The organism is Nocardia sp. A7 (genome assembly GCF_046549215.1).
Classification (GTDB): Bacteria; Actinomycetota; Actinomycetes; order Mycobacteriales; family Mycobacteriaceae; genus Nocardia.
Genome location: NZ_JAJPWE010000004.1, coordinates 526,307 through 544,093, shown reverse-complemented (window position 1 = coordinate 544,093; position 17,787 = coordinate 526,307). Strand labels below are relative to the sequence as shown.

General features: G+C 62.6%; 12 protein-coding genes and 1 other annotated feature. Of the genes, 8 read left to right on the top strand and 4 right to left on the bottom strand.

Annotation, left to right across the window (positions count from 1 at the left end; genetic code table 11):
• Window positions 1-23: 23 nt before the first annotated feature.
• Entirely contained in the window at window positions 24-3,887 is a 3,864-nt protein-coding gene (locus ACLJPD_RS24430; protein WP_410875109.1) for an NACHT domain-containing protein, read from the top strand.
• On the opposite strand, the gene ACLJPD_RS24425 is transcribed toward ACLJPD_RS24430, so the two are convergent.
• Window positions 3,854-5,097 (bottom strand): IS3 family transposase gene (locus ACLJPD_RS24425; RefSeq protein ID WP_410875108.1). Its coding sequence is split into 2 segments (ribosomal slippage): window positions 3,854-4,803 and window positions 4,803-5,097, totalling 1,245 coding nucleotides; the frame shifts between segments, so codons are not numbered across the junction. The genes ACLJPD_RS24430 and ACLJPD_RS24425 overlap by 34 nt on opposite strands.
• Window positions 4,682-4,810 (bottom strand) — a sequence feature (AL1L pseudoknot). It overlaps the preceding gene by 129 nt.
• 18 nt (window positions 5,098-5,115) lie before the next feature.
• A complete protein-coding gene (locus ACLJPD_RS24420) occupies window positions 5,116-5,487 on the bottom strand; it encodes a hypothetical protein (protein WP_410875107.1) in 372 nt (123 codons plus the stop codon).
• 14 nt (window positions 5,488-5,501) lie between these two features.
• Between ACLJPD_RS24420 and ACLJPD_RS24415 the strand changes: the two genes are divergently transcribed.
• Complete coding sequence (locus ACLJPD_RS24415; protein ID WP_410875106.1) at window positions 5,502-6,005, top strand: hypothetical protein; 504 nt, start codon at window positions 5,502-5,504, stop codon at window positions 6,003-6,005.
• 220 nt (window positions 6,006-6,225) lie between these two features.
• On the opposite strand, the gene ACLJPD_RS24410 is transcribed toward ACLJPD_RS24415, so the two are convergent.
• On the bottom strand, window positions 6,226-6,531 hold the full coding sequence (locus ACLJPD_RS24410; protein WP_410875105.1) for a hypothetical protein: 306 nt from the start codon (window positions 6,529-6,531) through the stop codon (window positions 6,226-6,228).
• A gap of 137 nt (window positions 6,532-6,668) precedes the next feature.
• On the opposite strand from ACLJPD_RS24410, the gene ACLJPD_RS24405 reads away from it, so the two are divergent.
• Complete coding sequence (locus tag ACLJPD_RS24405; protein WP_410875104.1) at window positions 6,669-6,959, top strand: hypothetical protein; 291 nt, start codon at window positions 6,669-6,671, stop codon at window positions 6,957-6,959.
• Window positions 6,956-8,080 carry an LPO_1073/Vpar_1526 family protein gene (locus ACLJPD_RS24400; RefSeq protein WP_410875103.1) on the top strand — a complete coding sequence of 375 codons (1,125 nt, stop codon included), beginning with the start codon at window positions 6,956-6,958 and terminating at the stop codon, window positions 8,078-8,080. The genes ACLJPD_RS24405 and ACLJPD_RS24400 overlap by 4 nt, the downstream gene beginning before the upstream one ends.
• A 429-nt stretch (window positions 8,081-8,509) precedes the next feature.
• Here ACLJPD_RS24400 and rmuC read toward each other — a convergent pair whose 3' ends face one another.
• Window positions 8,510-8,911, bottom strand: coding sequence for a DNA recombination protein RmuC (gene rmuC, locus ACLJPD_RS24395; protein ID WP_410875432.1), 402 nt, complete (start codon window positions 8,909-8,911; stop codon window positions 8,510-8,512).
• Window positions 8,912-9,479: 568 nt separating this feature from the next.
• On the opposite strand from rmuC, the gene cas7u reads away from it, so the two are divergent.
• From cas7u to ACLJPD_RS24375, 4 genes are read left to right on the top strand one after another with little or no spacing between them, the layout of a single operon-like run.
• Window positions 9,480-10,670, top strand: coding sequence for a type I-U CRISPR-associated RAMP protein Csb1/Cas7u (gene cas7u / locus ACLJPD_RS24390; RefSeq protein ID WP_410875102.1), 1,191 nt, complete (start codon window positions 9,480-9,482; stop codon window positions 10,668-10,670).
• The gene (csb2, locus tag ACLJPD_RS24385) at window positions 10,667-12,217 is read left to right on the top strand and encodes a type I-U CRISPR-associated protein Csb2 (RefSeq protein WP_410875101.1); all 1,551 of its coding nucleotides are present in this window, start codon (window positions 10,667-10,669) and stop codon (window positions 12,215-12,217) included. The genes cas7u and csb2 overlap by 4 nt, the downstream gene beginning before the upstream one ends.
• Window positions 12,210-15,020 carry a type I-U CRISPR-associated helicase/endonuclease Cas3 gene (gene cas3u / locus ACLJPD_RS24380; protein WP_410875100.1) on the top strand — a complete coding sequence of 937 codons (2,811 nt, stop codon included), beginning with the start codon at window positions 12,210-12,212 and terminating at the stop codon, window positions 15,018-15,020. The genes csb2 and cas3u overlap by 8 nt, the downstream gene beginning before the upstream one ends.
• Window positions 15,020-16,054: a hypothetical protein gene (locus ACLJPD_RS24375; RefSeq protein WP_410875099.1), complete on the top strand. Its 1,035-nt coding sequence runs from the start codon at window positions 15,020-15,022 to the stop codon at window positions 16,052-16,054. The genes cas3u and ACLJPD_RS24375 overlap by 1 nt, the downstream gene beginning before the upstream one ends.
• Window positions 16,055-17,787 lie beyond the last annotated feature (1,733 nt).

Here is a 17,787-nt window from a genome sequence, read left to right as displayed (position 1 = left end):
ACCAAAGTGACTGGAGTTCAGAGATGACACCGAGTGCGAACGTCGCGTTGCCTGACGTGGACTTTCACTTGATACGGCCCTACGGCTCGCCAGCATCCCGAGCTGACGCGTTTGAGGAGCTGTCGTCGGTCCTCATTCGTGAAGGCATCGCCGGGTTGGTCGAGTGGCCCGATGACACAGTCTTCTCTCGGTTCGGTAATCCCGACGGTGGGCGCGAGGGTAAGGGAACCTTACCGAACGGGGATGTGTGGGCCTGGCAGGCCAAGTACCTGTTCAAGTTCGACAAGGACGAGATCGCTCAGGTCCAGGAATCAGTTATCCGGGTCCTCGACCGTGAGCCGGCTCTGAAGCGGTACTACGTGTCGCTGCCGTACGACCTGCCTGCCGGTGACATCTTGGGTGAGAAGCCGAGGAAATCTGCCTACACCAAGTGGACCGAGAAGAAAAAGGCGTGGGAGGACCTCGCAGTTGCTCGCGGTATGAAGGTTGACTTCATCTACTTGGGTGCACATGAGCTCGTCAGCGAGCTGACGAAGCCCAAGCATGCAGGCCGGACGCGGTACTGGTTCAACGCTTCGGTCCTGTCTCCGGACAGCCTGCAGCACCGGCTCGATGACGTTGTTGCCAAGGCTGGCCGCCGATACAGCCCCAACATCCATGTCGAGGTCGAGCCCGTCCAGGCCCTGGAGGGACTTGGACGCACCGACGGATACGTCCGGAAAGTCCAGGCCGCGTTAGCCGGCGTCCGGAAAGCGCAAGGAGATGGCTGGTACGCACCTAAAGGCGACGAGGCCGTGTTCAAGGCCTGCATCGCGGACTGCATCTCAGCCTTGGCCAAGACTGAGGCCGCTCTACAGGGGTTCCTGGCCGCGGTCAGAACTACAGGTCCACTGCCCGACATCAGCGACGAACTCAGTCCGGTTGAGACTCACCTCGACGTGGTTCACGGGCTGCTCCGAGAGCGCCATCTAAAGGACGGCCGGTACTACCACGATCTGGCTGGATCTCTCTATGGCACGGTGAAGAAGGCTGGCGAAGCGTTGTGGGAGGTGCGCTCGCTGCTGAGGTCCCCCGAGACGGAAGCGGCCGGGGCTGGTCGGCTTCTGATGACCGGCCGTGCTGGCGTCGGGAAGACACACCTGTTCTGCGACGTCGCGAGCCGACGAATCTCTGCGGGCCTGCCGACACTTGTCGCGCTCGGTCAGGACTTCGACTCGAACAAGCTTCTCCCCCAGATCGGGGAGCTCGTCCAGATCGACGGAAACCTTGAGGACGTCCTTTCCGTGCTCGACGCCGCCGGTGAAGCGTCCAGCCACTTCGCCATGTTGATGCTCGACGCTGTCAACGAAGGCGCGAACGCCGAACGGTGGGCCGACGAGCTGCGAGTCCTGGCCGGAGCAGTCGCGCGGCACCCTAATGTCGTGCTCGCCGTCTCTTGTCGCTCCGAGTTCGTCAAACCGGTCATCGGGGCCGCGGACGGATTCCCTACGGTTGAACATCACGGATTCGCCGAGGCCACCAGCGAGGCAATCGACCGGTACACACGTGAGTACAACCTGGAACGGCTGACATTCCCGGTTCTGAACCCGGAGTATGGCAACCCGCTGTTTCTCAAACTCGCCTGCGAAGCGCTCACCACTCTGGGCGTTACTCGCTTTACGCTTGGAACCGCAGGCGTGACCACCGTGTGCAACGCGTTCATGGAGGCAGTCAACAAGCGCCTTGCCGCTCCGACGCGCTGCGACTACGACGAGGCCACAGACCTTGTGCAGGCGGCTGTGGGTGAACTCGCGGCCCTGGGACCTGGACCGTATGAGCGCACCGATGCGCAACAGATCACTGAATCGCTGCTACCCGGTCGCACCTGGTCCAAGAGCCTCCTGCTCGGCCTCCTACGTGAGGGCGTCCTGATGGACACGTACAACAATCATGTTGTATTCAGCTATCAACGTCTCGGGGACGTTCTGCGTGCGCTCCTGTTGGCCGAGCAGTCTGACGCTGATGTGTCCGCCTGGTATGCCTCGCTTGGAGATGATCGGTGGGAGGAAGCTGGGACTATAGGAGCACTCGCACTCATCGCGCCGGAGAAGCTTGGCATCGAGATCATCGATCTGTTTAAGGACGATGAGAATCGTGTTGGGGGCGACGTAATAGACGCCTTCGTAGAGAGCCTCGCGATGCGAGCGCCACAGCATACGACCGACCGGACTACTCGCATAGTCGAGCAACTCCTCGGGCACGAGTGTAGGGATGGGGTCTGGAAGAAGCTCATCCAGGCAGCGTGTGTCCCGGGGCACGCGGTCAACGCCGAGTGGACCCATGAGCTGCTGTTGTCAAAGCCATTGCCGGAGCGGGATGGGACCTGGTCGGAATGGCTCATCAGGTCGGGCGAATACGGGAGCGAGAACGCGGTCGGGATGCTGCTCGACTGGGGCTGGCATCCACGCAGTGCCACACGTGATACCTCACCTCTGCCATCTGACGTCACCCGCTTGGCGACGCTTATTTTGGGGTGGATGCTGAGCACCCCGGACCGGTGTGTTCGTGACCGCGCGACCAAGGCACTCGTGAGCGTTGGTGAGCGCGGGCCGGCAGGGTTCGCCGCCTCGGTCAGGCAGTTCCGTGGTTGCGATGACCCGTACGTCGTCGAACGGCTCGCCGCCGCCATATGTGCCATTGCGCTTCGCTCATCTGACCCCGCGGTGGTATGTCAGATTGCAGATGCTGCCGTCGAGCTGGTCGCCGACGGATGGCCCGCCCATCTCCTCACCCGTGACTACTTGCGGCGTACGTCCGCGGCTGCACGTGAACGCGGCTGGAGTGGACCGGATTGGTTGCCTCCGTACGGTGCAGAGTGGCCCATGGATGCTCTGCCTGTCGAGACCATCGAATCAATGACCGAGGCGCCCGATTACAGGTACTCATCGATCTGGAACTCCCTGAACGGAGTGCTCGGAGACTTCGGCCGTTACATCCTCGAGCCCGCCTTGGAGCACTTCGACCAGTCCGACCATCAGGAGCTTCGTTCACTCGCAGAGCGAACCATCTTCACCCGCGCCGTGACCCTTGGCTGGACTCCTGAACATTTCAAGCAACTTGAGAGTGGACGACGGCGGGGCCGGCGCGATGGACCGGTCGAGCGATACGGCAAGAAGTATCAGTGGATCGGCCTCTATGAGGTCCTCGGCTGCATTGCCGACAACCACAATCTCCGGGAACGATGGAACGATGAAACCGAGCCGTTCGCGTACGAGTATGCTGAGCAACTCGTCTACAGAGACATCGATCCGACCGTTCTGACGCCTGGTGGCATCAAAGGCCCCAGCGACGAAAAACGCGCTTGGTTCATGCCGGTCCACGCAACGTTCCCCACCGACGTTGCGGACGACTACCCCCACGATCTCCACGGCGTGCCCGATCCTCTCGATCTCATCGCCCTGACGGCACCTGACGGCGCCGAGTGGCTTTCCCTGATTCGGCACGGCAACTGGACGCAAGTACTTCCGCCGGAGATCGCGGCATTGAATGCTCCTAACCTCAACGTTTGGATGCAGATCCGCGGCTACTTGGTGCCCGTCGACAAGACAGATGCGCTCCGGGAATGGGCAGCAGGGAAGAATTGGGACGGCCGTTGGATGTCGGAGAATGCCGACGTACACAGCCGGTTACTCGCTGCACACCCCGGCTGCCCCTCCTGGGATTGGGCTGATGGGAAAACCGAGCCGCGCAGCCTCAGCCTTGAGAAGGCGGCACCCACCGATATGTACCAGCCCATCGCTTGGTACGGCGGAACCGGCACCTCACGCGAGAGTGCCGGGACTGAACCGTCACGGGTAAGGGACCGGCTTCTGATTCAGACCAGCGCCGGTCGGCGTAGTGGTTGTTGAGAGTAGTACGCGGCCTCGTGTTCGGCAGGGGTCAGGTAGTCCAGCCGGGAATGGAGGCGGGCGTTGTTGTACCAGTCGACCCATTCCATGAGCGCGAACTCGACCTCGGGCAGGGTCTTGAACGGGCCGTGTCGGTTGACGACTTCGGTTTTGAACAGGCCGATGATCGATTCTGCCAGAGCATTGTCATAGGCATCGCCAACCGAACCTATTGACGCTGAGAGTCCTTGCAGTGCAAGCGATTGTGTGAACATCACTGATGTGTATTGCGATCCGGCATCGCTGTGGTGGATCAGTCCGGGCTCGATGGGATGCCCGTAGTGATCACGCCGCCACAGTGCCATGTTCAGTGCCTTGGATACCAGCGCTGTGGTTTTCGTGGCGGCGGTAGTCCAGCCGACGATCGCGCGGGAGTAGGCATCGAAGACAAATGCCACATACGCCCACCCGGTCCAGGTCGAGACGTAGGTGAAATCGGCGACCCACACCAGGTTCGGTGCGGTGGCAGTGAAATCTCTGTTGAGCTTGTCCCCGGCGCGGATCCCGTCCTTGTCCGGGATCGTGGTCCGATGTCTGCGGCCACGGACGGCGCCGTTCATGCCCAGGTCGCGCATGATCCGATCGACGGTGCAGAAGGCCACCTGGTGGCCGCGGCGGCGCAGATAGCGGGTCATCTTGCGGCGCCCATACATTTGCTCCGGGCTGCCCACTAGATCGTGCAGGGCGTTTTCCACATACGCATCGGTGATATCGCGGGCAGATGGAGGCCGGCGGCGTGCTTTGCGGTAAGTCCTTGGCGCGAACTGGATTCCGTGCGCCGAGAGCGCACCACAGATCGACTCGACGCCATAGGCCTGACGGTATTCGTCGATGAAACCGATGATCAACGGTGTCGCGGGTCGAGTTCCCGCGCGAAAAAAGCCGACGCCAACTTCAGAATCTCGTTGGCCTGCTTGAGATCGCGCACTTCCTTGCGGAGCTTGGCCAGCTCCTCACGCTCGGCCGCAGCCAGTCCGCCGGCCGACTCCTTGCCTGGCCGAGACCCCTCGGTCATTGCCTTCTTCACCCACACCCGCAACGTCTCATAGTGCACATCGACCAACGGGCCGATCGCCCTGGCGGCGGCATACGGGGATTCGAACTCATCGAGGCGCTCCAAGACCAACCGAACGGCCTTCTCACGAACCTCGGGGGGATAACGCTTCGGCATGATGGTGACCATCTTCCACTAGGAAGAAGCGGCCCCCAACCCGTGACGGTTCAGAGCGACGCGTCGCCACGTGGGACCGTTCGCCGACGCACCGGGCTTCCACGCGCCCTCCCCTGGTATCTGCTGTTTATGGATTACCTGGGCGGTCTCAAGGAATTCGCCGTTGCTGTCCTTCTTCGGCAGTTCAAGGGTATAGGTGCGCACCTGCTGGCCCGCCGCCACGACGGCGCCGAATGCCGCGTCGTCCACCGCAGCAGTCGAGATGAGGAAGACCTCGTCCGAGACCCCCAGGTACCGGCGTCTCGCGACGCCCCACAACGAAGATACGGCCCGCTGGATCAGAACCGATATTCCGATATCCCGATCAGGAAGGGGCCCGGTGAGCGACATGTGCCATTCCGGTTGTGGATCGGCTGTGGATCGGCGCCGGGACACTGAGGTTTGTGCAGGTAGGCGAACTGTGGCCCGGAGTGAACCTCGGCGCTTTCACCGGCGGGCGCACGGATCCCGAACCGGGTGCTGTCCTCGCTCTGGACGATGGTCAGTCCATGCTTGGCGGCATTCTAGAGGACCGACTCCGACAGCACCGTCTGTGCCGCGATTGCCAAGAGTGCCTGGAACGCCCGCACCGCGTCTCCGAACTCGGCGTCATCCACGCGAAGCACCGCCTCGCGTGGGTTGATCCCACCGAGGAAGACAAGCGCGACAGCGTCGTGGTCGAATCCATTGTCACGCCCTGCGGACACCTTCTTCTTGAACTCGGCGAAGCTCACCGACGCCGCCATGCCAAGCCACGGACAGTCAGGCTGCTCTGTGTGCGCGAAGTACAAGCGGAGCAACGTCTCACAAACGTGGTGGAGGACCAGAATGCATTCGGTCCGGACGTAGCGCTCGCGGGCGAGCTGTGAGGGCACCGGCCTGCCGCCCAGCGGGTGACACCGATGCGCCGCTCGGCCGCGTAGGCAGGAGCAAGGGCGGACTCGGGGGCAAGCGCTTCGATCTTGGCGAGTAGGTACTCGCTGGGATCGTCCTGGTAGAAGGTTGCGTTCAACTCCGTGAAGAGCTCGCGGGCGAGGGTTGGTCTAGGAGGTGTGGCACGCTGGGCCTTCTGGGAACGACGCTTGCTCGTCATCGACCGATCGTAGACTTCGCATTTGGTGTTGAGTGCAGGTTTTCTCGCGGGTACTCGATATCGGCTACGAACACCGGCTCGACCCACCACGCGGTCCGCGCGACCGCGGCCGGCGGGTCATCGAGCGGGCTTGTTTCGCGGCGGACCTGGTCCAGCGCGGTGCGGATGCTCCGCCGCGATGCCGCGGTGAAACCGGTCCTGACCCCGCCGATACAGCGCAGGCGCCCGTCGGGAGTGTGGGCAGCGAGGACCAGGCCGCCGAAGTGGTGGCGTTGGCGCCGTCGCCGGATTTGACTGAACATACGCGCATGGATTCCTGACAGCCCCGTAGCCCGAATCTCCCCCTATACGACCACCTGAACGTGAGACGATCGACCAGAGATCGCACGAGGTTGGAGACCAAGATGAGACCAGAGATCGCACGAGGTTGGAGACCAAGATGAGTAAGTACCTGTACTGGATCGGCGCGGCGCTCCTGGGCGTGGCAAGTTTATTCGTCGGCCTCGTGCCGCTGAGGAACAGCTGGCCGGGGTGGGCCTTTGTTGCAGTTGGCATCATCGCTGTAATTGCTGTGATACTTATGTTTCCTTGGAAAACTTCAAACGGAACACGACGGCTGGTTGGCACTTCGGGCAGTCAGACTCAAAAAGCAGGAGAACACTCAAGACAGATCCAGGCGAAGCGCGACGTTAAGATCAATGGTGGCATGGGCGACAGTCAATCGCAATGAAGGATCAGGATCAACTGGCGGGTGCCAACTCACAACAATATCAGGCTGGCGGTTCGATTGAAGTCCATAACCACGGCATGACCGCCGCTGAAGTGGCGGATCTTGCGATGACCATATTCCGTCAAAATTTCATTAGATTCGGCGAAGAAGCTATGCAGATCGCCGTCAGCCGAGCAGAAGAATTAGTTGATTCCTACCTTCGAAGAATGCAATCCGAGGCCCCCGCTCATATATCCTCAGCAGCCGACCCGTCAATGCAAAGAGCCATATATACCGCGCAGGCAGAATACGCATCCAGAGGAGATTCAGATCTCGGTAGCCTGCTTGTGGAAGTTTTGGTAGAGCGCTCGCAAGAGAAAGCCAATACGATGCGAGCGATAGCCCTCGCAGAGGCAATCGGCGCTTCTTCTAAATTGACCAGCATCCACTACAAGTTACTTGCCGTTGTTGTCATGCTTCGCTACACGACATTTTTTCAGTGGCGCGACCAAGCAGCATTCCGGAAAGGGCTCCAAAAACATCTACTCGCCCTTTTTCCAATAAATGACACGTACCTACATAGACGCAGATATCCGTCACCACTGCCGTTGACGCAGATGGATCTGCAGCATATGGAGTACGTTGGAGTAGGACGCACTGGTGGCACCGATTTTGATGTTCTTGAACGGTACCCGAAGATTTATCCGGGCATCTTCAGTCACGATTTTACGCTTGACGAACTAGATCCTATTCTGCATTCAGAAATCGACAGGCCACCCTTTATTCGCACCGAAGGCGACCCCGAAAAGCTCAGACTTGCCGCGGTTACTCATTCAGACTTGGATAACCTGAAGCGACCACAAAGAAGAATTCGAGAGAATATCCACCTACTTCACGACTTGCTCGACCAGAACAAGTTTCAGAGAAACGAAGTCTACAGCTTCTTTCAGATGAGGCCATTATACAAAGATCAACAAATGTTCAATTATCGCGCGTTTGAATATCTAATAGAAATCTTCCAGAAACTAGGAGTGAATCAATTCGAACTAAGCTCTGTTGGCATTGTCGTTGGACGGGCCGTCTGGAAACAATATTGCGACAATATCCCGCCCCTCCAATGGTACATACCAGAACCCGATTGAAGTGGATCCCAGCGACATCACCCCGCGCCTTCATGACCGATTGAATATTCTTTCGGACCGCAGCCTCGGTTCAGGAGGATTACCGGCGGCACAGGCCGATGGTCTAGTTCCCGACCGGCACCGTCCCTAGCCACGCGATTGCACGCGGTGTCGTCACGTGCAATAACCAGACCGCAATGGCGGCAGCGGATTTGAACCACCCCAAATTTACACCAAACATGCGCAGTGATTGTCCATGACCGCCCGAGACCGAACGTGCATCATGACTTAGCATCACCGCCGGTAGACCGACCGCCGTGACCTGCCGGATCGAACGTGAACACCGATAAGCTCCGAACCAACACCCGCACAGTCAGGGTTCGAATCCCTGTAGGTGCACGCAGGTTCCAGCCAGAACGGACCGTAGAACCTAAGCCTTCGATGATCGTGTCAAGGTACTCGCCGCTGCCACGTACCTGCCTGCGAACCTGTGCCGACAGGCAACGAGCAGAGCGTGAGAGACCGCCCCCACGCCCCACCCGTCGACGACCTCGTCAGGCCGCTGTCGAACTGTCGTTGATGACCGCTGCCGCGGGGATTGCGAGAGTTCGGGCTTGTGCGGGCGACCTCGGTGAGTTCAGGGATCGGTTTGTCGGCGTCTACACCCTGAAGCTCGTCGATCTTGCGGGCCTGAACCAGAACTCGGCGCTCCATGGATCCGACTGTGGCATCGAATGCGTCCCCCGTCTCGTTGAGCTTGGTACCGACCTTGTTCAGGTGTCCAGCCACATCGCGCAGGCGTTTGGTCATCTCCGTGCACATCGCGGCGGTGACCTTGGCGTTTTCGGCCAGCGGGGCCCTCTGTGAGATTCAGGTGGATCGTGTCGCCTCAATGAAGTGCAGCTCGCGAACACGCTGCGGCATGCGAGTGTGGGCGGAACCGGAAACCCGTGGCGAAGCGCCTCAATGAAGTGCAGCTCACGAACGAGCTGCGGCAGGGTGCCTAATCTACCTCTTCCTACCAGCAGAAACGCGAGCGCTGGCGAGCGCTCGGTTACCGACACGCCAAAACCTCTGGGTGCGGGGAAACAAACCACGCCTCCTAGTGCCTTCACCAGGTAAAACACCTCGCGAGGACTCGCCGCAATTCTACGAACGTCGGAGCTCTCGCGTGGCAAGACGGTGGAGCATCCAGTGTCGGCAACTGGGCTTGACCCGGACGCCCGCAAGTCCTGCATTCGCCGAGGCCCTTGGCTTGCTCGGCCGAACTTGTCGGTGCCGTGGTGCACAGTGTGCAGCACGCCCGTGAGGCTCGGCGAGAGATCGGGCGCCTTTGTGTTCCAGGCGCTGACGGAGTCACCTCTATGAAGGCCGCCGAGCCGACGCCAGCGCAGGGTGACAACTATCGAAAGCAGGGGACGTGACAAGGAAAACGATCGAGCTTGCCGATCTGATCGAGGCCGTATCAGCCGGGGGCGCAGGCTGTCTCACCTCAAACACCGATTTGCGGCCAGCGGCCGGGCAACATGCTGCTGTGGCCCCCGCGAAGTTCGCGTCGAAGAGCGACTACGGGACCTACGCCTATGAAAAGCGCTACGACGACGGCGAGTTGGCCGACGTGGTCCTGATCGATTCAAAACAGAGCCAGCTCAATCGGTTTGAAGCCGAACTGGTCAAAGCGATCCACGACGGCGACGAGACGCTCTCACGGATGCCGCGTTTGCTGGTGAGCTACGACCGCGCGGGCAAACTGATCGAACTGTCTGACGTCGAAATGCCGCACCGCGGGTTCGATGCCCACTTCCGAGCGGGGTACGTCGACGGAACGCCCACCACCCAGCTGGACTTCTATCGCGCGCTGCGCGATTCGTCTCCCAGTGACGCTCGAGCACTGTTCGACGCGAGCCCGATCAGCATCGTCTTCGGCTCGTGGGACTCGCATCGCAAGGCGCAGCAAGGCAAGTGGCGCAGCATCGTGACCGGCGAGATCATCGGATTCTGCGCCCCGCCGAACAAGGTCGGGGAAGAGGTCATGAAGGGCGGAGGCCGAATCGATCCGCTGGGCGCGAAGATTGAGCTGAGCGCCGCAGCGTTGAAGGCCCTCATGGAGCGCCAGCGCGAAGGGCTGGGCGGTGCAACAACCGACGAGAAGGCAAAGAAGGCGTCCGCAGCCGGGCTGGGCGCGATCGCCCCGAACCTCGGGGCGCTCGCAGGCGTTGCGTGCCGTCGCATCATCCGCAGTCACGTGCTCAGCTTCGCCGCTCTCCGCCAGATCAGGTTCGGGGCGGGTGCCGACGGCGACGCGGCTTGTCGGGCGCTGCTTGCTGCGCTGGCGTTGAACGGGCTCGCCCGCTCCGACGCCGAACTGAATCTGCGCGCGAACTGTGATCTCGTGGAGGCAGGGGAACAAGAAGTGGTCATCAATGGCCGCGGCGGGTCGACCGTGGAGTACGAGCCGCTGACGGTCGATGCCGCTGACCAGTTGCTCGCCGATGCGCTGGCACACGCGGAGAAGACCGCTGACGTTGTGTGGAATGGCGTCGTACTGCGGATCGACGGCGATCCGGCCATCGTGCAGGGGGCGGGCGAGAGCGACGGGCCAGCCGCATGACGTTCTCCATTACCGCGAGCTACCCCTTGCGGACATACCGGGGCAGTCGACCCGACGGGACGGTCGATCGCATGCCGTCGGTGGCCCGCCTGTACTCAGCGTTGTTGGCGGCCGCGGGATTCGGTCCTCGCGCTACGGTGGGCGAGTCGGGTTGGGGGCCATGCGAAACCGACGCCCAAGCCCTGCGGTGGCTGGAGAATAATCCGCCGACCAGTGTGTCGATCCCGCCCATTCACATCACGACGGGCACCGCCATCGCCTATCGGAACGACGGCACCATCGGGAAAGTCGCGGGGCGCAAAGCGATCCGCAAGATCGGCAAGCAAGACGGTGTCGTCGCGGTCGACGGCGAGTTCGTCTGGTCCTGGTCGCAGGCTCCGCCCCATCACGTCGCGAGCGCGTTGCGTGAACTCTGCTCCGACGTGTCTCACCTCGGCACGGCGGACTCACCAGTGTTGTTGGATATCACCCAGAAGGCGCCCGCCGCGACGCATGAACTCGACCCGGACGCTGACCTGTTCGCGCTTGATCCCGGTCATGATGTCGATATCCCGACACCCGGCCGCCTGGACGAACTCGCTGCCGCTCACCTCGTCGAGCGCACCGGCAAGGTCGACAGCGACAAAGCTGGCACCGACGAGCGCTCGACCAGTCGGCCCCTCCCCACCGGCAATGTCCGGGCTGGTCGCTATCGGGCAATTCGGCGGCGTGCTGCGGATGTGCCGTGGCCTGAGGTGCTGGTTGTCCCGCTTTCTCGACGCGTCGCGGATAAGGACCGTGTGCGGGTCGCGGTCGCGGCCCATCGCGCGTTGATCAAGATCCTTGACCGTGACTCGCCGCCGATCCTCACCGGCGACTACGCCGACGACGCGTCACAGCCGTCGAACCGGGTCGCGCTCCAGATCATCGATGGTCAGGCCCCGACCGCGTTCAACAATGGCGGACGTTCCTCGCTCGCGGTGATGATTCCCTCGGGCGCGCGCCCGGCAGACATTGTCGCGGTGCGACGGGCGGTGAGTAGGCTGCGAATTCTGCGTCTGGCAGGTAAGGGCGGATTGCCGATCGAGGTGTGCGGCCCTGTGGATGTCATTGGTGGAGATCAGATTTGGCGGGAGCCGGAATCGGGCACCATTCGGCTGTGGCGGACCGATCCGGCCGCTGTCCCCGACACGCGCGGATATCGCGGTTGGAGTTTCACGCATGCGGTGTTGCTGTCGCTGGGCTATATCTGGCAAGGCACCCGTCAGATCGGCGCGGTCTCCGGCACCGGTGCGGCGCGGGCGAGCATGCTCGTTGACGCCGCCAATGCCGCTGGCGCGGTGGTGCTTTCGGCCGAGTCCCTTGCCGACAGCAGAGTGCACAACTACGTCCACAAAATGAATCGGAACGCTGTTGTGCGGCCCTACCGTGCGGTGCTAGCGCTCGGCGACCTGTGCCCGCCGACGACTCTGATCGCCCTCGGGCAGAGCCGGCACTTAGGTGGTGGGCTGCTCGTGCCCGAGGACTACGCGGAGGGGGAGACATTCAGTGGCGGGTTCGGTGACTAACGCGCTCAGCGTCGATGATTTCGGCGCATTCTTCGGCGAACTGTATTCAGGCCGCGAACCGTTCGCCTGGCAGGCTCGCCTGCTTGGCGACGTCGTGGCCGGGGACTGGCCCGACACGCTGGCCGCACCGACAGGTGCTGGCAAGACGTCGGTGATCGATATCCATGTCTTCGCACTGGCGGTGGCTATCGCGCAGGGGACGCCATTACCCCCGCGACGGCTGGCGATGATTGTCGACCGGCGCGCGCTCGTCGATGACCAGCACGCGCACGCACGCGAGGTCGCGGCGCGTCTTGTCGCGCCGGAAACTCCGGTGCTGTCGGCTGTCGCGGAGTTGCTTTGGCAGCTCCGCGATCGGGACGGGACTGCACGTGCGGGTGAGTCGCCGCTGTTGGTGGGCCGGATTCGTGGCGGTCTGCCGAGTTCACAGCGTTGGGTGGATTACCCGAACGCGCCCGCTGTGCTGTGTGCGACGCCGGAAATGTGGGGCAGTCGACTGTTGTTCCGTGGGTATGGTTCCTCGCCGCGCTCGTGGGCCCGCGCGGCGGGACTGCTCGCGATCGATTCCGTGGCGGTGACCGACGAGGCGCATCTGAGCCGACAACTGCTCCACACAGCACGACGGGTCAGCGAACTCGCCGCTGTGGCGGAGCAGACGTGGCAAGGGCCGCGCCCGCTGCGAGTCGTGGAGACCACCGCGACCCCAGACAGCACCTCGGGTCGCCGAGTCGAAGTCGACGACACCGACATCGAGAAATCGCCGATACTCAAGGCCAAGCTGACTCGACCGAAACCAGTCCAGCTGGTGGCCGTTGCGGGATGGCCGCGAAAACCGGCCGAGACCGCGACGACCATCGTCGACCAGACCGAGGGGCTACTTGCCGATGCGACCGTCGGAGTCTTCGTCAACACCGTGACGATGGCCGTAGATGTTGCTGACCGTCTGCGCAAGCACAAGGTCGACGGCCGCGAACTGTGTGTGGTGTTGATCTGCGGCCAGCTCCGCACCATCGACCTTGAGCGACTCGCGAACGACTTTCCAGGCATCTTCACCCCGGAAGGCTGTCCTGAGGTGGATGTCATCGTCTCGACGCAGTCACTGGAGGTGGGCGCTGACCTGGATTTCAGTGGAATCGTCACCGAGCTAGCGACCGGCTCAGCGACGGCTCAGCGAGCTGGTCGGGTGAATCGGCGAGGTCTGCGCGAGTCCGGCCCGGTCATCGTGATCGGGCCCGAGACACCGCCCGACGCGAAGACAAGATCAGGCCCATACGCCGGTGAAGACCTACTCCACGCATGGAATTGGCTCACTGCCCGCGCGCTCACGACCGAGGGCCTCGCGCCGTGGGCGTTGCGCGAGGAAGCCAACCGGCCACCGACGGCCGCCTCGCGGCGAATGCTGTTGCAACGGCCAGAACTTGGGCAAGCCTGGCATTGGGCGCGCTCAAGTGAGCAGCTCGCGGCCGATCCCTCGCTGGAACTGTGGCTCAGCGATGATCTCGACCCCGATTTCGGAGTCGGCATCGCCGTGCGGGCGCTGCCCGAAGATCCCGCCGACGCACTCGATTTCCTCCGGGCGGTCGGCCCCCGCCGGCATGAAACCTTCCCCGTTCCGATCAAGACGGCCCGCACCGCCTTATCGCGGCTACACAAAACGCACCCCGAAATCGCCCAGCGAACCCTCCGTGTGCGGGGTAAAGACGTCGAGGCACTCGAATGGCGGCGAGGCGAGGGGACGGAGACAACACCTGTCATCCGGCCTGGCGACTTTATCGTCGTCGATACCGACGCCCCGCTGTTCACCGCACCAGGAAATCGCAAGTGGCCACCCGTCGTGACCCTCGACATGCACGCTCACCCGGGCAACGACGTCCTCGAAGCGCCCGCGGAATTAGAACGTGAACTGCGCTCTGGCGAGGTCATCCACCGGATTGAGCTGACTGCGAGCCCGAAACTTCTGCCTGAGCACGCGGAATTGCGGGATCGGCTAGACACCCTGGCCGAGCTTGCCCGCGACGAGAGGGACGGTGCGGGCAAACTGCTGGTAGCGGAATGGTTGGAAAGCGACCTCGACCGGAGCCCGATGGCTCTGCCAGCGGCGAAACTGCTTCGTGATTATCCGCGCATGACTGACGTGATCATCCAACGCGACGCAAGCGATATCGCGACCCGAGTGCTCGTGGTGGACGGGCGCCGCGCGGTCGATGACGAGGACACGCGTCAGGAATGGACAGCAAACGCACACCCGGTCACATTGAACGCTCATCAAGAAGATGTCGCTCGCCGCGTCGGCGCGCTCGCGACTGCCCTTGGATTGCCCGCAGACGTGGTCAGCGCGCTCGGTGAAGCCGCGCTGCATCACGATGACGGCAAGCAAGATCCGCGTTTCCAAATCCGCCTGGGTGCGAAACCGGGTGTCCTATTGGCCAAAAGTGGTACGAACTCGACTCCTCAAGGAGTGCGCAGGACACGCGACCGAAGCGGGCTACCGCCAGGCTGGCGGCATGAACAACGCTCCGTCGTCGACGCGTGGGACGCGATCGCGTCATCGCGCGCGCTAACAGCTCGACTGATCGGCACGACGCACGGGCACGGGCGCACGTCCTTTCCCCACAGCGCAACCGAACTCGTCGGTGTCGACGCTGACGAGCGCACAACCGAAATCGCCAACATGCTTTTCGATGAGGGCGGTTGGGACGACCTCATCGAACGCACCGAACGTCGCTATGGCGTCTGGGTGTGTGCGTATCTGGAAGCGGTTCTGCGCGCTGCGGACGGCTGCGTGTCAGCGGAAGGACACTGATGCCCAATCTTGAGGGAAAACCGGGAAAATTCCGTATGAGCGGGGCAGACCAGCGAATACTCGTCCACCACATGGCCTTCTATGGCCTCGGCGACATCCTGCACACCCAGATTGACGGGGTGACACTGCGGTGGGAATCGGGCAAGCCGTGCATCGAAGCCGCAGGCCTCTCTCCAGAAATCGTTGAAAGCGCTGTCCGCGAGTGTTTGACGGAACGCGGGTTGTGGGTCGATAAGAGAAGTGGGCCGGAAAAGCGCGCCACAATGAGTCCCCGATTGACCCCCTTCAAGTCGACCGAGGCGTGGCGAGCGCACCAAATCGATCGTGAGAAGACCCTGGACTCGCTCACCACATCTCACGCTTGGGACGATCTGCGCTACCTAGCGGCGCTGGGCGAGCCGAGCTACTGGCACCGCGACTTCAAGGGCGTCCTGCTCCAGGACGCGGGTGCAAGCAGGTTGGAAATGCAACCCCGCAACCGCGGGTCGGAATTCGTGGGTAACCGACTGCGCCCATTGAGCGAGAAACTCCCGACACGGAAAGCGGGCTTGTTGGCCGCAGGGCTCACCGGCGAATCAGCAATCGATGAACTCGGCGGGAACCCCGACAGCGTCTCTGCAACCGGGATGACGACCCCCGGAGCGATCGACAACGCCCTGGTGTGGTGCGCGCTCTGGGGCATAGGCCAATTCCCGATCGCACCGCGATTGACGGGCAACGCGGTGACCAGCGGCCACCTCACCGTGAGCAAGCCACGCCGCGAATGGTTCTATGTCCCAGTCTGGGAAGGCCGGTGGCGGGTGCCTCGCGTACGAACCATTCTCGCGTCCGCGCAACTGAGGGACGCTGCCGTCGCCGGTATCAGCGACCTAGATACCGATGGTGTCAAACGCTCGGCGGCATCAGACTGGTTGCGGGCAAGAGGTGTTCGGGGGATCGTGCGATTCCCGGTCGGCAGATTCGGCAGCGATAACGCACCCGAACGGCGCGCACTGAACGGGGAACCGATTCCACTGCAGGCGGCCACCACATGAGTACCCGACCGTATGTCGGCCTGCAGCGCCATCGTGCGTCGCCATGTCGGCCATTAGGAGGCGCGCGGGTCGCGAACATGTGCCGTAGCTTGTGCATTGCCCGCAGCGCCTTCGGGCGCTGCGCCTTCGGGCGCTGCACTTCATTGAGGCGGCACCTCGGAGATCACTCCCGAGCTGCGTTCGGTGACACCGCAGTGCCTTCGGGCGCTGCACTTCATCGAGGCGACATACGGTTCGCCTACGCGGCGCTGCTCGACCTCCCGCATCGCTTCCAAGCGCTGCACTTCATTGAGGCACCAAAGCTTTCACCTGCCGGTGTCCCGGCCCAGCCCGCCTGGCCCGCAGGGCCTTCGGGCGCTGCACTTTCGATGCGGAGCGCTACCGAGTAGTCCGCTGTGCGAGTGAGCACGGGATCTAGCTCGGAGTCATCTGACCCTGAGCCTCCGTGAGAGCTAGCCCACACCGCAAAACCCGGCGAGCCCTCGCGGTACGAATCCGCTGGTCAACGTCATACCTTGCCCCTGGATGATGGTCCAACACGTAGTTCATGAGCGTGTTGGACGGAGCGCTGGCAGGAGTTCACGTTCGTGCTGGTCAGCAAGTAATCTTTCCTGACCCTCCCGCAGCGCCTTCCAGCGGTGCACTTCATAGAGGCGAGAGCTGGGCGACGTGGTGGATCGCGTCGGCTGTGCCCGCAGCGCGTTCGGGGACGCTGTACTTCATTGAGGCTCCCCCAGGTCGACGTCCATGGCCGAGATCGGCAATCCACCCATAGCACCTTCGGGCGCGGCACTTCATTGAGGTATCTGCGCGGTTTGGTTGGCGGCGACGGTGCCCTGTTCCCGCAGCGCCTTCAGGCGCTGCACTTCATTGAGGCCCCACCGGTGCGTGGTACCGCCACCTCGCCAATGTCATCCCGCAGCGCCTTCAAGCGCTGCACTTCATTGAGGCGACCGCGGCGGCTGGCTGCCTCACGGCGGGTTCGGCTGGAACTCGCTAGCGCCTACGGGCGCTGCACTTCATTGGGGCGGCATGTGGGCGGACGCGACCCCGCAACGAGGGGCTATGGCCCGCAACGCCTTCAGGCTCTGCACTTCATTGAGGTTTCCGACTAGCCCTCGCGCTAGGTATGACCGTCGGCGACCCGCAGCGGCTTCCGGCGCTGCCTTTCATTGAGGTGTCATCGACTTCCCGCTGTCGTGGAGGTAGTAGCTGCGCCCGCAGCGCCTTCAGGCGCCGCACTTCATTGAGGCGACGACCTCAACATCCCGGTCCTGCACGTTTTCTTCCCCGCAGCGCCTTCATGCGCTGCACTACATTGAGGCCACAACGGCGGCCTCGACGGACACACCAGCGCGGGCCCCCGCAGCGCCTTCGGGCGGTGCACTTCATTGAGGCAACGGTGCCCCGGCTGGACTACCAGGATGCGCAACCCAGCAGCGCCTTCGGACGCTGCACTTCATTGAGGCCTGGCCGAGACCAGCGCCGGAGTCGAACTACTGGCCAGCCCGCAGCGCCTTCGGGCGCTACACTTCATTGAGGCAGCTTGCGCGGCAGGCCGATCTGGTGCGCGATCTCCCCCGCCGCACCTTCGGGCACTACACATCATTGAGGCCGCAACTTCCTGCACATCCCCCGGCTACCCCCGCAGCACCATGCGCGTGCGAGTACGGAATCTGGCGCCGTAGTTATCTGACCTTGAGCCTCCGCGAGTACTAACCCACACCCCAAAA